General features: G+C 66.1%; 14 protein-coding genes and 4 tRNA genes. 10 read left to right on the top strand and 8 right to left on the bottom strand.

Features of this window, described 5'->3' with window-relative positions; all coding sequences use genetic code 11:
• Window positions 1-53: 53 nt before the first annotated feature.
• Entirely contained in the window at window positions 54-908 is an 855-nt protein-coding gene (folD, locus tag E5198_RS05165; RefSeq protein WP_136488943.1) for a bifunctional methylenetetrahydrofolate dehydrogenase/methenyltetrahydrofolate cyclohydrolase FolD, read from the bottom strand.
• 285 nt (window positions 909-1,193) lie between these two features.
• Here folD and E5198_RS05160 point away from each other — a divergent pair.
• From E5198_RS05160 to E5198_RS05115, 10 genes are all read left to right on the top strand, one after another.
• Window positions 1,194-1,270 (top strand) — tRNA-Arg (locus E5198_RS05160).
• A 30-nt stretch (window positions 1,271-1,300) separates the two neighbouring features.
• A tRNA-His gene (locus E5198_RS05155) sits at window positions 1,301-1,376 on the top strand.
• A gap of 51 nt (window positions 1,377-1,427) precedes the next feature.
• Window positions 1,428-1,512 (top strand) — tRNA-Leu (locus E5198_RS05150).
• Window positions 1,513-1,720: 208 nt separating this feature from the next.
• Window positions 1,721-3,031: a trigger factor gene (gene tig, locus E5198_RS05145; protein ID WP_168772477.1), complete on the top strand. Its 1,311-nt coding sequence runs from the start codon at window positions 1,721-1,723 to the stop codon at window positions 3,029-3,031.
• An 88-nt stretch (window positions 3,032-3,119) separates the two neighbouring features.
• The gene (clpP, locus tag E5198_RS05140) at window positions 3,120-3,758 is read left to right on the top strand and encodes an ATP-dependent Clp endopeptidase proteolytic subunit ClpP (RefSeq protein WP_136488941.1); all 639 of its coding nucleotides are present in this window, start codon (window positions 3,120-3,122) and stop codon (window positions 3,756-3,758) included.
• 108 nt (window positions 3,759-3,866) lie between these two features.
• Window positions 3,867-5,147 carry an ATP-dependent Clp protease ATP-binding subunit ClpX gene (gene clpX, locus E5198_RS05135; protein WP_136488940.1) on the top strand — a complete coding sequence of 427 codons (1,281 nt, stop codon included), beginning with the start codon at window positions 3,867-3,869 and terminating at the stop codon, window positions 5,145-5,147.
• Between the two features lie 140 nt (window positions 5,148-5,287).
• Window positions 5,288-7,684, top strand: coding sequence for an endopeptidase La (lon, locus tag E5198_RS05130; protein WP_136488939.1), 2,397 nt, complete (start codon window positions 5,288-5,290; stop codon window positions 7,682-7,684).
• Window positions 7,685-7,828: 144 nt separating this feature from the next.
• Window positions 7,829-8,101: a nucleoid-associated protein HU-beta gene (hupB, locus tag E5198_RS05125; RefSeq protein ID WP_090215941.1), complete on the top strand. Its 273-nt coding sequence runs from the start codon at window positions 7,829-7,831 to the stop codon at window positions 8,099-8,101.
• Between the two features lie 50 nt (window positions 8,102-8,151).
• Window positions 8,152-8,228 (top strand) — tRNA-Asp (locus tag E5198_RS05120).
• A 105-nt stretch (window positions 8,229-8,333) separates the two neighbouring features.
• Complete coding sequence (locus tag E5198_RS05115; protein ID WP_136488938.1) at window positions 8,334-10,208, top strand: SurA N-terminal domain-containing protein; 1,875 nt, start codon at window positions 8,334-8,336, stop codon at window positions 10,206-10,208.
• Window positions 10,209-10,429: 221 nt separating this feature from the next.
• Here E5198_RS05115 and fabI read toward each other — a convergent pair whose 3' ends face one another.
• From fabI to E5198_RS05080, 7 genes are all read right to left on the bottom strand, one after another.
• Window positions 10,430-11,224, bottom strand: a complete 795-nt coding sequence (gene fabI, locus E5198_RS05110) for an enoyl-ACP reductase FabI (protein WP_136488937.1) — start codon at window positions 11,222-11,224, stop codon at window positions 10,430-10,432.
• 20 nt (window positions 11,225-11,244) lie between these two features.
• Window positions 11,245-12,849 (bottom strand): ABC transporter ATP-binding protein, encoded by a 1,605-nt coding sequence (locus tag E5198_RS05105; protein WP_136488936.1) that lies wholly within the window; start codon window positions 12,847-12,849, stop codon window positions 11,245-11,247.
• 4 nt (window positions 12,850-12,853) lie between these two features.
• Window positions 12,854-13,873: an ABC transporter permease gene (locus E5198_RS05100; protein ID WP_136488935.1), complete on the bottom strand. Its 1,020-nt coding sequence runs from the start codon at window positions 13,871-13,873 to the stop codon at window positions 12,854-12,856.
• 3 nt (window positions 13,874-13,876) lie between these two features.
• Window positions 13,877-14,962, bottom strand: coding sequence for a microcin C ABC transporter permease YejB (locus E5198_RS05095; RefSeq protein ID WP_136488934.1), 1,086 nt, complete (start codon window positions 14,960-14,962; stop codon window positions 13,877-13,879).
• A 6-nt stretch (window positions 14,963-14,968) separates the two neighbouring features.
• Entirely contained in the window at window positions 14,969-16,801 is a 1,833-nt protein-coding gene (locus E5198_RS05090) for an extracellular solute-binding protein (RefSeq protein ID WP_136488933.1), read from the bottom strand.
• Entirely contained in the window at window positions 16,798-18,627 is a 1,830-nt protein-coding gene (locus E5198_RS05085) for an extracellular solute-binding protein (RefSeq protein WP_136488932.1), read from the bottom strand. The genes E5198_RS05090 and E5198_RS05085 overlap by 4 nt, the downstream gene beginning before the upstream one ends.
• Window positions 18,628-18,732: 105 nt before the next feature.
• On the bottom strand, window positions 18,733-20,319 hold the full coding sequence (locus E5198_RS05080; protein WP_136488931.1) for a LysM peptidoglycan-binding domain-containing protein: 1,587 nt from the start codon (window positions 20,317-20,319) through the stop codon (window positions 18,733-18,735).
• Window positions 20,320-20,355 lie beyond the last annotated feature (36 nt).

Here is a 20,355-nt window from a genome sequence, read left to right as displayed (position 1 = left end):
CGGGATGTGTGGCGCGAGGCATGCGTCCCGGCGCCACGCACGCGCGGCGCGGCTCAGTCGTGCAGTTGCTCCGCGGCGTAGAGGGTGTTCTCCAGCAGGCAGGCGCGGGTCATCGGTCCCACGCCGCCCGGCACGGGGGTGATCCAGCTGGCGCGGGCAGCGGCGGCCTCGAAGTCGACGTCGCCGACCAGACGGCCATCGACCAGGCGGTTGATGCCGACATCGATGACGATGGCTCCTTCCTTGATCCATTCGCCCTTGACCAGGCCCGGCTTGCCGACAGCGACCACCACGATGTCCGCCTGGCGCACGTGGCTGGCGAGGTCGCGAGTGAAGCGGTGGGTCACGGTAGTGGTGCAGCCGGCCAGCAGCAGCTCGAGAGCCATCGGGCGGCCGACGATGTTGGAGGCGCCGACGACCACTGCGTGCTGGCCGTGCAGGTCGACGCCGGTGCTCTTCAGCAGGGTCATGATGCCTTTCGGCGTGCACGGCTGCAGCACGGGCATGCGCTGGGCCAGGCGGCCGATGTTGAACGGATGGAAGCCGTCGACGTCCTTGTCCGGGTGGATGCGTTCGAGCAGCTGGGACGCATCGAGATGGCGCGGCAGCGGCAGCTGGACCAGGATGCCATCGACCGCCGGGTCTGCGTTCAGCGTGTCGATCAGCTGCAGCAGATCCTCCTGCGAGGTGCTGGCATCCAGATCATAGGCGCGGGAGATGAAGCCTACTTCCTCGCAGTCCTTGCGCTTGTGGGCGACGTACACCTGGGAGGCCGGGTCGCTGCCGACCAGGATGACGGCCAGTCCCGGGATGCGCAGGTCTTGCTGGCGGCGCTCGGCTACGCGCTGGGCGATCTGTTGGCGGAGGCGGGCGGCGATGGCTTTGCCGTCGATCAGTTGTGCGGTCATGACGCTGGGAGAACCGTGAGAGTCAGTGAAGAAGGTGGAGTATTCTCGCACGCGGCGGCGGTCGGGCAAAGGCAGCTGGTGTGCCAAACCCGTCGGGTGGAGCTATGTGTTTGAAAATTTTCAAAAAAACCGTTGACGACAGGTGGCGGTCTCTATAACATGTGCCTCGCTTAACAAGCACAGCCCCTCAGCAAAACAAAGCTGGTGGCTGGTCCGGTGGTCAGACACCTCGAGGAGAATCGCAGGATTTTCTTCGGATCCGGCTAGAGGGTTGCCGCCACAAACGCGCCCGTAGCTCAGCTGGATAGAGCATCCGCCTTCTAAGCGGATGGTCGCAGGTTCGAGTCCTGCCGGGCGCGCCAGTCGGTGCTTGATGTAAGTGATGCAATATGGTGGGCGTAGCTCAGTTGGTAGAGCACAGGATTGTGGCTCCTGGTGTCGTGGGTTCGATTCCCATCGTCCACCCCATATTCCGAATCGCCAGGCCTAGCCTGGCGTTTTCGTTTCTGCTCCCGTCGCGCGGACGTGGTGAAATTGGTAGACACGCTGGATTTAGGTTCCAGTGCCGCAAGGTGTGCGAGTTCGAGTCTCGCCGTCCGCACCATCTCTCGTCAGGATGTCTGCTCTTTCGATGGTTCCGTTCCGTGGCTGGCAGTCCTTCTGCAGCGCGGTCGGCATTCCTCCACCTGACGCTTTTGCCCTGTGCCTTTTCTGTCGGCCACCGGGTGACTTCTGCGAAATCACCTAATAGAATGCATGCCCTATTTATGGGGCCGGTAGGGCCGGCTTTGTCTGTGCAACGAGGATTATCCATGCAAGTTTCTGTTGAAGCCACCTCCGCTCTCGAGCGTCGCATGACCGTTGGTGTGCCTGCCGAGCGCATCGAGACCGAAGTCAACAAGCGTCTGCAGCAGACCGCCCGTCGCGCCAAGATTCCTGGCTTCCGTCCCGGCAAGGTGCCGATGAGCATCATCCGCCAGCGCTACGAGGACTCCGCCCGCCAGGAAGCGCTGGGCGACCTGATCCAGGCCACCTTCTATGAGGCCGTGGTGCAGGAGAAGCTGAATCCGGCAGGTGCGCCGTCCGTCGAGCCCAAGGTCTTCGAAAAAGGCCAGGCGCTGGAGTACGTCGCCACCTTCGAAGTGTTCCCCGAGTTCCAGGCCGCCGGCTTCGAGTCCATCGCCGTCGAGCGTCTGCAGGCGGAAGTGGGCGATGCCGATGTCGACAACATGCTCGAGATCCTGCGCAAGCAGAACACCCGCTTCGAGGCGGTCGAGCGCGAAGCGCAGAATGGCGACCAGCTGAACATCGATTTCGTCGGCAAGGTCGACGGCGAAGTGTTCGCCGGCGGCAGCGCCAAGGGCACCCTGCTGGTGCTGGGCTCCGGTCGCATGATTCCGGGCTTCGAGGATGGCCTGGTCGGCGCCAAGGCCGGTGAAGAGCGCGTGCTGAACGTGACCTTCCCCGAGGACTACCAGAACCTCGACCTGGCCGGCAAGGCCGCCGAGTTCTCCGTGACCGTCAACGCGGTCGCCGAGCCGAAGCTGCCTGAGCTGAACGAGGAGTTCTTCGCCCTGTTCGGCGTCAAGGAAGGTGGCGTCGACGGCTTCCGTGCCGAGGTGCGCAAGAACATGGAGCGCGAACTGCGTCAGGCCATCAAGTCCAAGGTCAAGAACCAGGTGATGGAGGGGCTGCTGGCCGTCAATCCGGTCGAGGTGCCGAAGGCGCTGATCGGCAACGAAGTGAACCGTCTGCGTGTGCAGGCCGTCCAGCAGTTCGGTGGCAGCATCGATCCGCAGCAGCTGCCGGCAGAGCTCTTCGAGGAGCAGGCCAAGCGTCGTGTCGCTCTGGGGCTGATCGTCGCCGAGGTGGTCAAGCAGTTCGAGATCAAGCCGGACGAGGCTCGTGTCCGTGAGCTGATCGAGGAAATGGCGTCCGCCTATCAGGAGCCGGAGCAGGTGGTGGCCTGGTACTACAAGAACGCCCAGCAGCTGGACGAGGTCCGCTCGGTTGTTCTGGAAGAACAAGTCGTGGATACTGTCCTGCAAAAGGCCAATGTCACTGACAAGCAGGTCTCCTACGAGGAAGCGGTCAAGCCGGCGGAAGCTCCGAAGGCCGAATAAAGACCTCTGCAATTGTTAGAGTCCTACATAAGCCAGCCTCGCGCTGGCTTATGTGTCTATGGACATATCTGATAGGGAGTGACCGGGAATGTTCCGCAATTCATTTGATACGCAGCTCGACGTGCAGGCCGCTGGCGGCCTGGTGCCCATGGTGATCGAGCAGTCGGCCCGTGGCGAGCGCGCCTACGACATCTACTCGCGCCTCCTGAAGGAGCGAGTGATCTTCCTGGTCGGTCCGGTCGAGGACTACATGGCCAACCTGGTGGTGGCCCAACTGCTGTTCCTCGAGGCGGAGAACCCGGACAAGGACATCCACCTGTACATCAACTCGCCGGGCGGCTCGGTGACCGCCGGCATGTCGATCTACGACACCATGCAGTTCATCAAGCCGGACGTGTCGACCATCTGCATCGGTCAGGCCTGCAGCATGGGCGCACTGCTGCTGGCCGGCGGTGCCGCCGGCAAGCGCTACTGCCTGCCGCATTCGCGGATGATGATCCACCAGCCGCTGGGCGGCTTCCAGGGCCAGGCCTCGGACATCGAGATCCATGCCCGCGAGATTCTCACCATCCGCGAGCGTCTCAACCGCATCCTGGCGGCGCATACCGGCCAGCCGATCGACGTGATCGCCCGCGATACCGATCGCGACAACTTCATGAGCGGCGAGGAAGCGGTCAACTACCGCCTGATCGACCAGGTGCTGAGCAAGCGCCAGCTGCCCGTCTGATTCCCGCCACCTGTCTCCGGCCGGGGTGTTACCGGCCATGTCGCGGGCTTGAAAAAGCCCGCGATTGTCTTCATCTTGTGTTCATGCCTACCGGATTGGATTGATCGAATGACTGACACCCGCAACGGCGAGGACACCGGCAAACTGCTTTACTGTTCCTTCTGCGGCAAGAGCCAGCACGAAGTACGCAAGCTCATTGCCGGTCCCTCGGTCTTCATCTGCGACGAGTGCGTCGACCTGTGCAACGACATCATCCGCGAGGAGGTGCAGGAAGCCCAGGCCGAGAGCAACGCCAACAAGTTGCCGGCGCCCAAGGAAATCAGCACCATCCTCGACCAGTACGTGATCGGTCAGGAGCGCGCCAAGAAGGTGCTGGCGGTTGCGGTGTACAACCACTACAAGCGTCTCAGCCAGCGCGAGAAGAAGGACGACGTCGAGCTGGGCAAGAGCAACATCCTGCTGATCGGTCCCACCGGCTCGGGCAAGACCCTGCTCGCCGAGACCCTGGCCCGGCTGCTCAACGTGCCCTTCACCATCGCCGATGCCACCACCCTGACCGAGGCTGGCTACGTCGGCGAGGACGTGGAAAATATCATCCAGAAGCTGCTGCAGAAGTGCGACTACGATGTGGAGAAGGCCCAGATGGGCATCGTCTACATCGACGAGATCGACAAGATCTCGCGCAAGTCGGACAACCCGTCGATCACCCGCGACGTGTCGGGCGAGGGCGTGCAGCAGGCGCTGCTCAAGCTGATCGAGGGCACCGTGGCCTCGGTGCCGCCGCAGGGCGGCCGCAAGCACCCGCAGCAGGAGTTCCTGCAGGTCGACACCCGCAACATCCTGTTCATCTGCGGTGGCGCCTTCGCCGGCCTGGAGAAGGTCATCCAGAATCGCTCGACCAAGGGCGGCATCGGCTTCAATGCCGAGGTGCGCAGCAAGGAGGCCGGCAAGAAGGTCGGCGAGTCCCTGCGCGAGGTGGAGCCTGACGATCTGGTCAAGTTCGGCCTGATCCCCGAGTTCGTCGGTCGCCTGCCGGTGATCGCCACCCTCGAGGAACTCGACGAGGCGGCGCTGATGCAGATCCTCACCGAGCCGAAGAATGCGCTGACCAAGCAGTACGCGCGGCTGTTCGAGATGGAAGGCGTCGAACTGGAGTTCCGCAGCGACGCCCTGCATGCGGTGGCGCGCAAGGCACTGGAGCGCAAGACCGGCGCCCGTGGCCTGCGTTCGATCCTCGAGGGTATCCTGCTCGACACCATGTACGAGATTCCCTCGGCCAAGGACGTCAGCAAGGTGGTCATCGATGAGAGCGTCATCGAGGGCAGCTCCAAGCCGTTGCTGATCTATCAGAGCAGCGAGCAACCCGCCAAGGCTGCGCCCGAGGCGTAAGCTACTCCAGAGGGGCCTGCGGGCCCCTTTGTTGTTTCTGTGCGCCGCCAAAGCTTGTTTTTTCCCGCCTGCCCCCCCATCTTGAAGCCATGTCCAACGCCCGTGAGTCTCTGCAGTCGGGCCTAGCAAGAGTTGAAAGCATGAACACGATCATCGAGTTGCCCCTTTTGCCGTTGCGCGATGTGGTGGTCTATCCGCACATGGTCATCCCGCTTTTCGTCGGTCGCGAAAAGTCCATCGAGGCGCTCGAGGCGGCCATGAGCGCCGACAAGCAGATCCTGCTGCTGGCGCAGAAGAATCCGGCGGACGACGATCCGGCCCCGGAAGCCCTGTATCGCATGGGCACCCTGGCCAGCGTGCTGCAACTGCTCAAGTTGCCCGACGGTACGGTCAAGGTGCTGGTCGAAGGTGGCCAGCGCGGAGCGGTCGAGCGCTTCATCGATGCCGGCAGCCACGCCCGCGCCGAGGTGAGCCTGGTCGAGGAGGGCAGCGTGCCGGCACGCGAGGCGGAAGTGTTCTGCCGCAGTCTGCTGAGCCAGTTCGAGCAGTACGTGCAGCTGGGCAAGAAGGTGCCGGCCGAAGTGCTCGGCTCGCTGACCGGCATCGACGATCCGGCGCGTCTGGTCGACACCATGGCCGCGCACATGGCGCTGCGCATCGAGCAGAAGCAGGAGATCCTCGAGCTCACCGACCTGACGGCCCGCATCGAGCACGTGCTCGGTCTGCTGGATGCCGAGATCGACCTGCTGCAGGTGGAGAAGCGCATCCGCGGCCGGGTCAAGAAGCAGATGGAACGCAGCCAGCGCGAGTACTACCTCAACGAGCAGATGAAGGCGATCCAGAAGGAGCTCGGCGAGGGCGAGGAGGGCCACAGCGAGGTCGACGAGCTGAAGAAGCGCATCGACAACGCCGGCATGACCAAGGAAGCGCTGCAGAAGGCCAATGCCGAGCTGAACAAGCTCAAGCAGATGTCGCCGATGTCGGCCGAGGCCACCGTGGTGCGCTCCTACATCGAGTGGCTGACCAACGTGCCGTGGCAGGCCGAGAGCAAGGTGCGCCTCGATCTCAAGCGCGCCGAGGAGATCCTCGATGCCGACCACTACGGCCTGGAGGAGGTCAAGGAGCGCATCCTCGAGTTCCTCGCCGTGCAGAAGCGGGTGAAGAAACTGAAGGGGCCGGTGCTCTGCCTGGTCGGCCCGCCGGGGGTGGGCAAGACTTCGCTGGCCGAGTCGATCGCCCGCGCGACCAACCGCAAGTACGTGCGCATGGCCCTCGGCGGCGTGCGTGACGAGGCCGAGATCCGCGGCCACCGCCGCACCTACATCGGCTCGATGCCGGGCCGGCTGATCCAGAAGATGACCAAGGTCGGCGTGCGCAATCCGCTGTTCCTGCTCGACGAGATCGACAAGCTGGGCAGCGACATGCGCGGCGATCCGGCCTCGGCGCTGCTCGAGGTGCTCGATCCTGAGCAGAACCACAACTTCAACGACCATTACCTGGAGGTCGACTACGACCTTTCCAACGTGATGTTCCTGTGCACCGCCAACTCGATGAACATCCCGGCGCCGCTGCTCGACCGCATGGAGGTGATCCGCCTGCCGGGCTACACCGAGGCGGAGAAGATCAACATCGCCACCAAGTACCTGGTACCCAAGCAGGCCGCCGCCAACGGCCTGAAGAAGAGCGAGCTGAGCGTCGAGGAGGACGCCCTGCGCGACATCATCCGCTTCTATACCCGCGAGGCCGGGGTGCGCAACCTGGAGCGCGAGATCGCCAAGGTCTGCCGCAAGGTGGTCAAGGAGCATGCCCGCGAGAAGAGCGTCCGCGTCACCGTGACTCCCGATGACCTGGAGCACTACCTGGGTGTCAAGAAGTTCCGTTTCGGCAAGGCCGAGCTGCAGGATCAGGTCGGCCAGGTGACCGGTCTGGCCTGGACCCAGGTGGGCGGCGAACTGCTGACCATCGAGGCGGCCGTGGTCCCCGGCAAGGGTCAGCTGATCAAGACCGGCTCGCTGGGCGACGTGATGGGCGAGTCGATCACTGCCGCGCTGACCGTGGTGCGCAGCCGCGCCAAGAGCCTGGGTATCGCCCCGGACTTCCACGAGAAGCGCGACATCCACATCCACGTGCCGGAAGGCGCCACGCCCAAGGACGGTCCGAGTGCCGGCATCGGCATGTGTACTGCGCTGGTGTCCGCCGTGACCGGCATCCCGGTGCGCGCCGACGTGGCCATGACCGGGGAGATCACCCTGCGCGGCCAGGTGCTGGCCATCGGCGGTCTCAAGGAGAAACTGCTGGCGGCTCATCGCGGTGGCATTACTACCGTGATCATTCCTGAAGAGAACGTGCGCGATCTGAAGGAGATTCCGGAGAACATCAAGGCTGACCTGCAGATCAAGCCGGTCAAATGGATTGACGAAGTCCTGCAGATTGCGCTGCAATACAAGCCTGAGCCCTTGTCTGACGCGGCTCCCGAGCGGGTAGGGGCGGATGACAAGCGTGAAGCTGAAGCCAAGGAGCGAATCAGCACCCACTAGTCATTGGGCTTCCTTGACACTCTTTTCGGGCGCTTGATATAAAGCGCCTCCTCGCATGTCGGCAAGCTTAACGGCACACCTGATAATTGCTGCAACCAGTCAAGATACGAACTACGAACTCAACAGGAATCAAGGGGACTTAGAGTGAACAAGTCGGAACTGATCGATGCCATTGCCGCATCTGCTGATATCCCGAAAGCTGTTGCCGGTCGCGCGCTGGATGCCGTGATCGACTCCATCACCGGTGCCCTGAAGGAAGGTGACTCCGTCGTGCTGGTAGGCTTCGGCACCTTCGCCGTCAAGGAGCGCGCCGCGCGTACCGGCCGCAACCCGCAGACCGGCAAGCCGATCGAGATCGAAGCGGCCAAGATCCCCGGCTTCAAGGCTGGCAAGGCCCTCAAGGATGCGGTGAACTGAGCGTCTTCCGGGTTTGAGTTTTTCCGGACCGCATTGGCTGGTCCGGCTGCGGAGCGGTAGTTCAGTCGGTTAGAATACCGGCCTGTCACGCCGGGGGTCGCGGGTTCGAGTCCCGTCCGCTCCGCCATCTATCGAGAAGGCGCATCCTCGGATGCGCCTTTCTTTTATTTCTCCGCCATAGACCCACGCCGGAGCCTGCCAGGGCGGGGGCCGGCCGCGTTTGGGGGGCTGCATGCTTCAGAATATCAGGGACAATTCGCAGGGCTGGATCGCCAAGACCATCATCGGCGTGATCATCGTGCTCATGGCGCTGACCGGCTTCGACGCGATCATGAACGCCACCAGCAACAAGCAGGATGCCGCCGAGGTCAACGGCGAGAGCGTCAGCCTCAACGAGCTGAATCGGGCGATGGACATGCAGCGCCGGCAGCTGGCCCAGCAGCTGGGCGAGCAGTTCGATGCCTCCCTGCTCGACGAGAAGCTCCTGCGCGAGGGCGCGCTGAAGGCGCTGATCGACCGCACCCTGCTGCTGCAGGGGGTCCGCGATGCCGGCTTCGGCTTCTCCCAGCAGGCGCTCGATCAGTTGATCCTGCTCACCCCCGAGTTCCAGGTGGACGGCAAGTTCAGTCCCGATCGCTTCGATCAGGTGATTCGCCAGATGGGCTACGACCGCCTGCAGTTCCGTCAGCTGCTGGAGGAGGAGATGCTCATCGGCCAGCTGCGCGCCGGCCTCGCCGGCAGCGGCTTCGTCACCGACCAGGAGGTGCGCGCCTTCGCCGCCCTCGAGCGGCAGACTCGCGACTTCGCCACGCTGGCGATCAAGGCGCACCCTGAGCAGGTCGAGGTATCCGCCGACGAGGTCAAGGCCTACTACGACGAGCATGCCAGCGAGTTCATGACTCCCGAGCAGGTGCAGGTCGAGTATGTCGAGCTGAAGAAGGACGCCTTCTTCGATCAGGTCGAGGTGGCCGATGCCGATGTCCAGGCTGCCTACGAGAAGGAAATCGCCAATCTCGGCGAGCAGCGCAAGGCCTCGCACATCCTGCTGGAAGCCGGCGGCCAGATGAGCGACGAGCAGGCCAAGGCCAAGCTCGAGGAGCTCAAGGCCCGCATCGACAAGGGCGAGGACTTCGCTGCCCTGGCCAAGGAGTTCTCTCAGGATCCGGGTTCGGCCGGCAACGGCGGCGATCTGGGCTTTGCCGGCAAGGGGGTCTACGACAAGGCCTTCGAGGATGCCCTGTTCTCCCTCCAGAAGGGCCAGGTATCGGTGCCGGTGAAGAGCGAGTTCGGCTGGCACCTGATCCGTCTGGATGACGTGCAGGCCGCCGAGGTGCCGAGCCTGGACAGCCTGCGTCCGCAACTGGTGCGCGAACTCAAGGCGCAGCAGGTCGAGCAGCGTTTCGTCGAGGTCAGCAAGCAGCTGGAGGACGCCGCGTTCGAGGCGGCCGACCTGGCCCAGCCGGCCCAGGAGCTGGGTCTCGAGGTCAAGCAGGCGGCGCCGTTCGGCCGCGAGGGTGGCGAGGGTATCGCTGCCAATCGCCAGGTGGTGCAGGCCGCCTTCAGCCCCGAGGTGCTTACCGAGGGCGCCAACAGCAGTGCTCTCGAGCTGGATCCGGATACCGTGGTGGTCCTGCGCGTCAAGGAGCACCGCAAGTCCGAGCAGCAGCCGCTGGAGCAACTGGCCGACAAGCTGGGTGAGAGGATCCGCAGCGAGCGGGCGGCCGCCGCGGCGCAGACTCGCGGCGAAGCGCTGCTGGCCGAGCTGCGCGCCGGCAAGACGCCGGTGGTGCAGGCCGAGTCCGGCGAGGCCTGGCAGGTGAGCGAGGCGGCCACCCGCAGCCAGGAGGGCGTCGATCCGCAGGTGCTGCAGGCGCTGTTCCGCCTGCCGCGCCCGCAGGCGGCCGACAAGCCGAGCTTCGCCGGTCTGTCGCTGGCCAACGGCGACTATCTGGTGCTGCGCCTCAACGGGGTGAGCGCCGCCGAGGCCGAGCTGTCGGCCGAGGAGCTGGCCATGTATCGCCGCTTCCTCGCCTCGCGCAGTGGCCAGCAGGACTTCCTGGCCTTCCAGCGCCAGCTGCAGACCGAGGCGAAGATCGAGCGTTTCTGATCGGTCACGCGTCCAGGTGATACCCGCAACGCCTCCGCAAGGGGGCGTTGTACATTCCGGGATGGAGAAAGCGCACGTGCCAGGCGCTCGCTGCGCTCGGTGGCATGCTGCTGGGAGCTGGGAGCTGGGAGCTGGGAGCTGGGAGCTGGGAGCTGGGAGCTGGCCGGACGGCCGCACCGCGGGGAAACCGGCCCGCGCGGTGGCGGGCCGGGGCGGGGCGCTTACTCTTCCAGCGCACCCATGGCGGTGGTGTTGAAGCCGCCGTCGACGTACATGATCTCGCCGCTGATGCCCGAGGCCAGGTCGGAGCACAGGAAGGCCGCGGCGTTGCCGACCTCCTCGATGGTCACGTTGCGGCGCAGCGGGGTCTGGCGCTCGTTGGCGGCCAGCATCTTGCGGAAGCTGGCGATGCCGCTGGCGGCCAGGGTGCGGATGGGACCTGCGGAGATGCAGTTGACGCGGGTGCCTTCCGGGCCGAGGCTGCCGGCCAGGTAGCGCACGCCGGCCTCCAGCGAGGCCTTGGCCATGCCCATCACGTTGTAGTTGGGCATGGTGCGCTCGGCGCCCAGGTAGGACAGGGTCAGCAGGCTGCCGTTGCGGCCCTTCATCAGCTCGCGGCCGGCCTTGGCCAGGGCAACGAAGCTGTAGGCGCTGATGTCGTGGGCGATCTTGAAGCCTTCGCGGGTGGTGACTTCGGTGAAGTCGCCGTTGAGCTGGTCGCCCGGGGCGAAGCCGACCGAGTGGACGATGCAGTCCAGGCCGTCCCACTTCTTGCCCAGCTCCTCGAACACGCGGGCGATGTCGTCGTCGTTGGCGACGTCACAGGGGAAGCACATCTCGGCGCTGGAGCCCCAGCCGGCGGCGAATTCCTCGACGCGGCCCTTGAGCTTGTCGTTCTGGTAGGTGAAGGCCAGTTCAGCGCCTTCGCGGTGCATCGCGGCGGCGATGCCGGAGGCGATGGACAGCTTGCTGGCGACGCCGACGATCAGCACGCGCTTGCCGGTCATGAAACCCATTGTGTACTTCCTCTTGCTGGTTAATCGGCAGCGCCCGGCGCCATGAAGGCGGCTTCGAGCAGCTGCTGTGTGTAGGGGTGCTGCGGCGCATGGAAGATCGCGCCGGCTTCACCCTGTTCGACCACCTTGCCGTGCCGCACCACCATCAGCTGGTGGCTGAGGGCCCGGACCACCGCCAGGTCATGGCTGATGAACAGGTAGGTCAGATTGTACTTGTGCTGCAGGCTGCGCAGCAGCTCCACCACCTGGCGCTGCACCGTGCGGTCGAGCGCCGAGGTCGGCTCGTCGAGCAGGATCAGCTGCGGCTTGAGCACCAGCGCCCGGGCGATGGCGATGCGCTGGCGCTGTCCGCCGGAAAACTCGTGAGGGTAGCGGTGCCGGCTGGCCGGATCCAGGCCGACTTCGACGAGTGCGTCGATGATAGCCTGCTCGCGCTCGGCCGGCGTGCCGATGCCGTGGATCTCCAGGCCCTCGCCGATGATCTGGCCCACCGACATGCGCGGGCTCAGGCTGCCGAACGGGTCCTGGAACACCACCTGCATCTGCCGGCGCAGCGGACGCACCTGCTGCTGGTCGAGCCCGTCGAGGTTCTGCCCGGCGAAGCGGATCGCGCCGCGGCTGCCGATCAGGCGCAGGATCGCCAGGCCGAGGGTCGACTTGCCCGAGCCGCTCTCGCCGACGATGCCGAGGGTCTGTCCCTGCGGCAGGCTGAAGTTGACGCCGTCGACCGCCTTGACGTGGTCGACCGTGCGGCGCAGCATGCCCTTCCTGATCGGGAACCACACGCGCAGGTCGTCGACCACCAGCAGCGGCTTGCCGGGCGGGTTGTCCGCCGGGCCGCCGCTGGGATCGGCACTGAGCAGCTCCCGGGTGTAGGGGTGCTGCGGCGCGGCGAACAGCTGCGCGCACTCGGCCTGTTCGACGATGCGCCCGCGCTGCATGACGCAGACGCGCTGGGCGATGCGCCGCACCAGGTTGAGGTCGTGGGTGATCAGCAGCAGGGCCATGCCCAGGCGCGCCTGCAGCTCCTTGAGCAGCTCGAGGATCTTCAGCTGCACGGTGACGTCGAGCGCGGTGGTCGGCTCGTCGGCGATGAGGATTTCCGGCTCGTTGGCCAGCGCCATGGCGATCATCACCCGCTGGCGCTGGCCGCCGGACAGCTCGTGCGGATAGGCCTTGAGGCGCTTGGCCGGCTCGGGGATGCCGACCAGCTCCAGCAGCTCCAGCACCCGTGCGCGCGCTTCCTGTCCGGTCAGCCCCTTGTGCAGGGCGAGCACCTCGGCGATCTGCTTCTCCACGGTGTGCAGCGGATTGAGCGAGGTCATCGGCTCCTGGAACACCATGGCGATGCGGTTGCCGCGGATCGCGCGCAGGCGCCGCTCCGGCAGGGTGAGCAGGTCCTCGCCGCCGTAGTGGATGCTGCCGCCCGGGTGGCTGCTGCTGCGTGGCAGCAGGCGCAGGATGGAGTGGGCGGTCACCGACTTGCCGGAGCCGCTCTCGCCGACCAGCGCCAGGGTCTCGCCGCGGCGGATCTCGAAGCTGACGCCGTGCACCACGGTCTGCGGCGCGCCGCCGTGGCTGAAGGCGACCTGCAGGTCGCGGATCTCGATCAGGGATTCGTTCATCGCCTCACTTCCTCGGGTCGAAGGCATCGCGCGCGGCCTCGCCGATGAACACCAGCAGGGTCAGCATCAGCGCCAGCACGGCGAAGGCGCTGATCCCCAGCCACGGCGCCTGCAGGTTGGACTTGCCCTGGGCGACCAGCTCGCCCAGCGACGGCGCGCCGGGCGGCAGGCCGAAGCCGAGGAAGTCCAGCGCGGTCAGGGTGCCGATGGCGCCGGTGAGGATGAACGGCATGAAGGTCATGGTCGAGACCATGGCGTTGGGCAGGATGTGGCGGTACATGATGGCGCCGTTGCCCATGCCCAGGGCGCGGGCGGCGCGCACGTACTCGAGGTTGCGCCCGCGCAGGAACTCGGCGCGCACCACGTCGACCAGGCTCATCCAGGAGAACAGCAGCATGATGCCCAGCAGCCACCAGAAGTTCGGTTCGACGAAGCTGGCGAGGATGATCAGCAGGTAGAGCACCGGCAGGCCCGACCAGATCTCCAGGAAGCGCTGGCCGATCAGGTCGACCCAGCCGCCGTAGAAGCCCTGCAGCGCGCCGGCGGCGACGCCGATCACCGAACTGGCCAGGGTCAGGATCAGGGCGAACAGCACCGAGATGCGGAAGCCGTAGATCACCCGCGCCAGCACGTCGCGGCCCTGGTCGTCGGTGCCCAGCCAGTTTTCGGTCGAGGGCGGCGCGGGCGCCGGCACCTTGAGCTCGAAGTTGATGCTGTCGTAGCTGTAGGGGATCGGCGGCCAGAGCATCCAGCCGTCCTTCGACTCGATCAGCTCGCGCATGTACGGGCTCTTGTAGTCGGCCTCCAGTGGGAACTCGCCGCCGAAGGCGGTTTCCGGGTAGCGCTTGAGCACCGGCGCGTACCACTGGCCGTCGTAGCTGACCAGCAGCGGCTTGTCGTTGGCGATCAGCTCGGCGCCGAGGCTGAGGATGAACAGACCGAGGAACAGCCACAGGCTGTACCAGCCGCGCCGGTGCGCCTTGAACAGCGCGAAGCGGCGCTGGTTGATGGGCGAGAGGGCCATGGCTCAGCCCTCCCGGCTTTCGAAGTCGATGCGCGGATCGACCAGGGTGTAGGTCAGGTCGCCGATCAGTTTCACGATCAGTCCCAGCAGGGTGAAGATGAACAGGGTGCCGAACACCACCGGATAGTCGCGGTTGATCGCCGACTCGAAGCTCAGCAGGCCGAGGCCGTCGAGGGAGAAGATCACCTCGATCAGCAGGGAGCCGGTGAAGAAGATGCCGATGAACGCCGAGGGGAAGCCGGCGATGATGATCAGCATGGCGTTGCGGAACACGTGGCCGTAGAGCACACGGCGCTCGGAGAGGCCCTTGGCGCGCGCGGTGATCACGTACTGCTTGCCGATCTCGTCGAGGAAGCTGTTCTTGGTCAGCAGGGTCAGAGTGGCGAAGTTGCCGATCACCAGCGCGGTCACTGGCAGCGCCAGGTGCCAGAAGTAGTCGGCGATCTTGCCCCACAGGCTCAGCTCGTCGAAGTTGTTCGAGGTCAGGCCGCGCAGCGGGAACCAGTCGAAGTAGCTGCCGCCGGCGAACAGCACGATCAGGAGGATGGCGAACAGGAAGGCGGGGATGGCATAGCCGACGATGATCGCCGTGCTGGTCCACACGTCGAAGTGGCTGCCGTGGCGCATGGCCTTGGCGATCCCCAGCGGGATCGACACCAGGTACATGATCAGCGTGCTCCACAGCCCCAGCGAGATCGACACCGGCATCTTCTCGGCGATCAGCTCGATCACCGTGGCGTCGCGGAAGAAGCTCTGGCCGAAGTCGAAGTGCAGGTAGTTCTGGATCATGATCCAGAAACGCTCGCTGGCCGGCTTGTCGAAGCCGTACATGCGCTCGATTTCCGCGATCAGTTCGGGGTCCAGGCCCTGGGCGCCGCGGTAGGTATTGCCGGCCGCCGCCACCTCGGCGCCGCCGCCGGCGATGCGCCCGGTGGCGCCGCCGGCGGCGGCGTCGAAGCCTTCCAGCTTGGCGATCATCTGCTCCACCGGGCCGCCGGGGGCGGCCTGGATGATGATGAAGTTGATCAGCAGGATGCCGAACAGGGTCGGCACGATCAGCAGCAGGCGGCGCAGGATATAGGCCAGCATCCGGCGTTACTCCTTCTGGCCGCTGGCGGCGAGCGGCGCCTGGCCGTCGGGTCTGGCCCACCAGGTGTACAGGCCGATGTCGTACAGCGGCGCCACCGCAGGGTGCCCGAGGCGGTTCCAGCGCGCCACCCGCCAGGTCTTGATGTGCCAGTTGGGGATCACGTAGTGGCCCCACAGCAGCACGCGGTCCAGTGCCCGGGTGTGGTCGATCAGCGCCTGGCGGCTGTCGGCCTTGATCAGGCCCTCGACCAGGGCGTCGATGGCCGGATCCTTGAGGCCGATCAGGTTGCGGCTGCCGGGGTTGTCGGCGCTGCTGGAATGCCAGTATTCGCGCTGCTCGTTGCCCGGCGAACTGGACTGGCTGAAGCCGCCGACGATCAGGTCGAAGTCGCGCGAGCGCAGACGGTTGATGTACTGGGAGACGTCGGCGCGGCGGATCTGCAGCTCGATGCCGAGGCTGGCCAGGTTGCGCTTGAACGGCAGCAGCACGCGCTCGAACTCGACCTGGGCGAGGAGGAACTCGATGGTCACCGGCTTGCCCGTGGCATCGAGCATGCGGTCGTTCTCCAGCCGCCAGCCGGCCTGTTGCAGCAGCTCGAAGGCGCGCCGGCGCTGTTCGCGGATCACTCCGCTGCCGTCGCTCTGCGGCGGCTGGTACTCGGCTTCGAACACCTGCGCCGGCAGGCGTTCGCGCCACGGCTCGAGCAGTCTCAGCTCGGCCGGCGAGGGCGTGCCGCGGGAGGCCAGCTCGGAGTTCTCGAAGTAGCTGCGTGTGCGGGTGTAGGCGCCGTAGAACAGCTGGCGGTTGGTCCACTCGAAGTCGAACAGCAGGCCGAGGGCCTCGCGCACGCGCACGTCCTGGAACAGCGGGCGGCGCAGATTGAAGATGAAGCCCTGCATGCCGGCCGGGTTGTGGTTGGCGATCTCCTCCTTGATCAGTCGGCCGTCGTGGATCGCCGGCGAGTCGTAGGCGGTGGCCCAGTTCTTCGCGCTGGTCTCCACCCAGAAGTCGAACTGGCCGGCCTTGAGCGCCTCCAGCGCCACGGTGTTGTCGCGGTAGTAGTCGATCACCAGGCTGTCGAAGTTGTACTGGCCGCGGTTGACCGGCAGGTCCTTGCCCCACCAGTCCCTGACCCGCTCGTAGCGGATGCTGCGCCCGGCCTGCACCTCGGCGACCTTGTAGGGGCCGCTGCCCAGCGGCGGCTCGAGGCTGGTGCGATTGAATTCACGGCCCTCCCAGGCGTGCCTGGGCAGCACCGGCAGCTGGCCGACGATCAGCGGCAGTTCGCGGTTGCCGCCGTGGCGGAAGTCGAAGCGCACCGTGCGTCCATCCTCGGCGACCGCCTTCTCCACGTCGGCGTAGTAGGCCTTGTACTGCGGCGAGCCATCCTTCATCAGGGTGTCGAAGGTGAACACCACGTCTGCGGCGGTCACCGGCGTGCCGTCGTGGAAGCGCGCCTCGCGGCGCAGGGTGAAGCGCACCCAGCGGTTGTCCGGCGCCTTCTCGATGCTCTCGGCGAGCAGGCCGTACTCGGTGAACGGCTCGTCCAGGCTGCGCTTGGTCAGGGTGTCGTAGACCAGGCCGATCTCGTCGGCGGCCACGCCCTTGTTGATGAACGGGTTGAGGCTGTCGAAGCCGCCGAAGCCGGCCTGGCGCAGGGTGCCGCCCTTGGGCGCCTCCGGATTGACGTAGGCGAAGTGGTGGAAGTCGGCCGGGTACTTGGGGGCTTCGTCGTAGAGGGTGGCGGCATGCCGGGCGGCGGCCCCCGCGTGGCCGGCGAGGCCGAGCAGCAGGAGGCCGGCAGCGAGCAGGCGGGTGCAGCGCGGGAGGGCGGTCATCTGCGGTTCTCCGGGGTCTTGAGCCACCAGGCGCGCAGCCCCAGGGTATAGGGGGGCGTGGTGACATGGTCGAAGCGGTTGCGCCAGGCCAGGCGATGATGGTCGCTGTACCAGTTGGGAATGCTGTAGTGCTGCGACAGCAGTACCCGGTCGATGGCGCGGGTGGCGGCCACCTGCTGGTTGCGCGTCTGCGCGGCGAGCAGCTTGTCGAGCAGGGCATCGATCACCGGATGATTGACTCCGGCATAGTTGCGGCCACCGCGCACGCCGACCTGACTGGAATGGAAATACTGCCACTGCTCCAGGCCGGGGCTCAGGGTCTGCGGCAGGGTCATCAGGATCATGTCGTAGTCGTAGCCGTCGATGCGCTGCTTGTACTGGGCACGGTCGACGGTGCGCAGGCTGGCCTGCACGCCGATACGCGCGAGGTTGTCGCGATACGGCTGGAGGATGCGCTCCAGCCCCGGGTTGACCAGCAGGATCTCGAAACGCAGCGGCTGGCCACGGCCATTGACCAGGCCGCCGGCGGAGAGTTTCCAGCCGGCCCGGGCGAGCAGGTCGAGGGCGTGGCGCAGGGTCTCGCGCGGGATGCCGTGGCCGTCGGTCTGCGGCATCCGTGGCGGCGCGGTGAACAGCTCCGCCGGCAGCTGCTTGCGGTACGGGGACAGCAGCAGCCACTCCTCGCCTTGGGGCAGGCCGTCGGCGGCGAACTCGCTGTTGGGGTAGTAGCTGGTGGCGCGGCTGTAGGCGTTGTTGAACAGCGTGCGGTTGCTCCATTCGAAGTCGAACAGCAGGGCCATGGCCTCGCGCACCCGCACGTCGGCGAAATGGGCTCGGCGGCTGTTCATGAACAGCGCCTGGGTCTGGGTCGGGATACGGTGGGGAATCTCCGCCTTGACGATCTCGCCGCGTGTCACCGCCGGTATGTCGTAGCCGTTGGCCCAGTTCTTCGCCTGGTTCTCGATGTAGAAGTCGAATTCGCCGGCCTTGAACGCCTCGAAGGCCACATGGTTGTCGCGGTAGAACTCCACCTCGACTCGGTCGAAGTTGTACTTGCCGCGGTTGACCGGCAGGTCCTTGCCCCACCAGTCCTTGACCCGCTCGAACACCAGGCGCCGCCCCGGCACCACCTGGGCGATGCGGTAGGGGCCGCTGCCCAGCGGCGGCTCGTAGGTGGTGGCCTTGAAGTCGCGATCACGCCAGTAGTGTTCGGGCAGCACCGGCAGCTCGCCCAGGCGCAGGATCAGCAACGGGTTGCCGCTGCGCTTGAGCACGAAGCGGATGCGCTGGTTGCCGAGGATGTCGACCCGCCGCACTTCCTGCAGCGCGGTGCGGTACTGCGGGTGGCCGTCGCGGCTCAGCAGGCGGTAGGAAAACGCCACGTCGGCGGCGGTGATCGGGTGGCCGTCGTGAAAGCGCGCCTCGGGGCGCAGGTTGAACACCACCCAGCTGCGGTCCTTGCTGTATTCGACCGAGACGGCGATCAGCCCGTAGCTGGAGGTCGGCTCGTCGCCCGAGGGGTCGTAGATGCCGGTGCCGACCATCAGCGGCGCGTTCAGCTCGTTGATGCCGTATTGCAGGAAGTTGGCCGTGCCGACCGGGCTGCTGCCCTTGAGGGTATAGGGGTTGAGGGTGTCGAAGGTGCCGGCGGCCATCAGCCGTACGCTGCCACCCTTGGGCGCCTGCGGGTTGACCCAGTCGAAATGGCTGAAGTTGGCCGGGTACTTGAGGGAGCCGAACTGGGCATAGCCGTGCCGTTCGATGACGGCAGCGCCAGCGGGCAGGCAGGCGGCCAGACCGAGCAGCAGGGCGAGGAGACGACTCATCGGGCGAGGGTCCGGTCCGTGGCAATCTTGGAGGTTGGGAAAGCTACAGTAACAGCTTGTATCGGCTGGAAAAAGGGTGGCTCCGGGAGGCCTCGCCGCGGATTTTCAGCGTCGCGGCAGGTAGAGGGTGAGGGTCTGCCCCGGTTTCAGCGTGCGGCCCAGGGAGGGGTTCCACTCCTTGAGATGCCGGGTGTGCACCGAGAAGCGCTCGGCGATGGCGGCGAGGGAGTCGCCGCGGCGTACCTTGTAGTAGGTGACCGAGTGGCGCGTGTTGCCGCTGGAGGTCTGGCCGGTGGTGTCGGTCAGGTGCAGGGTGAGGACCTGGCCGGCCTTGAGGTTGCGGCCCTTGAGCCGGTTCCAGCGCTGCAGGTCGGCGGCGGTCACCTTGTGCTGCCGGGCGATGCTCCACAGGCTATCGCCGCGGCGCACCCGGTAGCTGCGGGGCGCCGCGGTCTTGGTCGGCGCCTCGGCGACCGGCTGCGGGCTGCGCTCGAACAGGGGGGCCGTCGGCGGGCTGTCGGCGGTCTGCGGGATCAGCAGGGTCTGGCCGACGCGCACGCGATTGGCGGACAGGCGGTTGATGTCGCGCAGGGTGGTGACCGTGACGTGGTGGCGGTTGGCGATGTCGTGCAGGCTGTCGCCGCTGCGCACCTGGTAGCGCTGCCATTGCACCAGGCTCTCCGGCCGCAGGCGGGCGAGGCTCTCGCTGAGACCCTCGGCCTTGTCCACCGGCACCAGCAGGTGGCGCGGGCCGTCGAGGGTGATGCCGTGCTTGAATGCCGGATTGAGCTGGTACAGCTCGTCCTTGTCGACATCGGCCATCGCGGCCACCTTCGACAGGTCGAGCTGGTGGCGGATGGCGACTTTCTCGAAGTAGGGCTCGTTGGCGATCGGCGCGAGGCTGACGCCGTAGGCGGCCGGGCTCTGGATGATCTGCGACACGGCCAGCAGCTTGGGCACGTAGTCCTGGGTTTCCCTGGGCAGTGGCAGGTTCCAGTAGTCGGTCGGCAGGCCCTGGCGCTGGTTGCGCTCGATGGCGCGGCTGACCGTGCCCTCGCCGGCGTTGTAGGACGCCAGGGCGAGCAGCCAGTCGCCGTTGAACATGTCGTGCAGGCGCTTGAGGTAGCTGATCGCCGCATTGGTGGAGGCGAGGATGTCGCGGCGGCCGTCGTACCAGTTGGTCTGGCGCAGGTTGAAGTGGCGGCCGGTGGAGGGGATGAACTGCCAGAGGCCGGCGGCGTGGGCCGGCGAGTAGGCCTGCGGATTGTAGGAACTCTCGATCATCGGCAGCAGCGCCAGCTCCAGCGGCATGCCGTTCTCTTCGAGGCGCTCGACGATGTAGTGGATGTAGGGGCCGCTGCGTTCGGCGATCTGCTGGATCGAGCCTGGCCGGCTGGCGAGACCGAAGCGCTGGCGCTCGACGCGCGGGTTGGTGCCGATCTGGTCCTGCAGCTTGTAGCCGGCGCGGATGCGTTCCCAGATGTCCTCGTGACGGGGCTTCTCGGGCTGCTGCAGCGCCTTGCTCCATTCGATCGACTTGCCGACCTGGACGGCACGCTCGGTGTCGCTGCCGGCATCGCTGCCACCACGGCTCTGGCAGCCGGCGATGACCAGCAGCAGGGCGACCAGCAGGAGGCGGATGGCGCGGGGCTGCAGGTAGGCGGCGAGGCCCGGAGGCGTTGGTGGCGGCATCGGCTGGTGACTTTCCCGGGTAAAAAGTCGGGCGAT

The organism is Pseudomonas sp. A-1, from assembly GCF_004801855.1.
Taxonomy (GTDB): Bacteria; Pseudomonadota; Gammaproteobacteria; order Pseudomonadales; family Pseudomonadaceae; genus Geopseudomonas.
The sequence above is the reverse complement of the archived record's forward strand: the minus strand, read 5'-3'. Positions and strand labels throughout refer to the sequence as shown.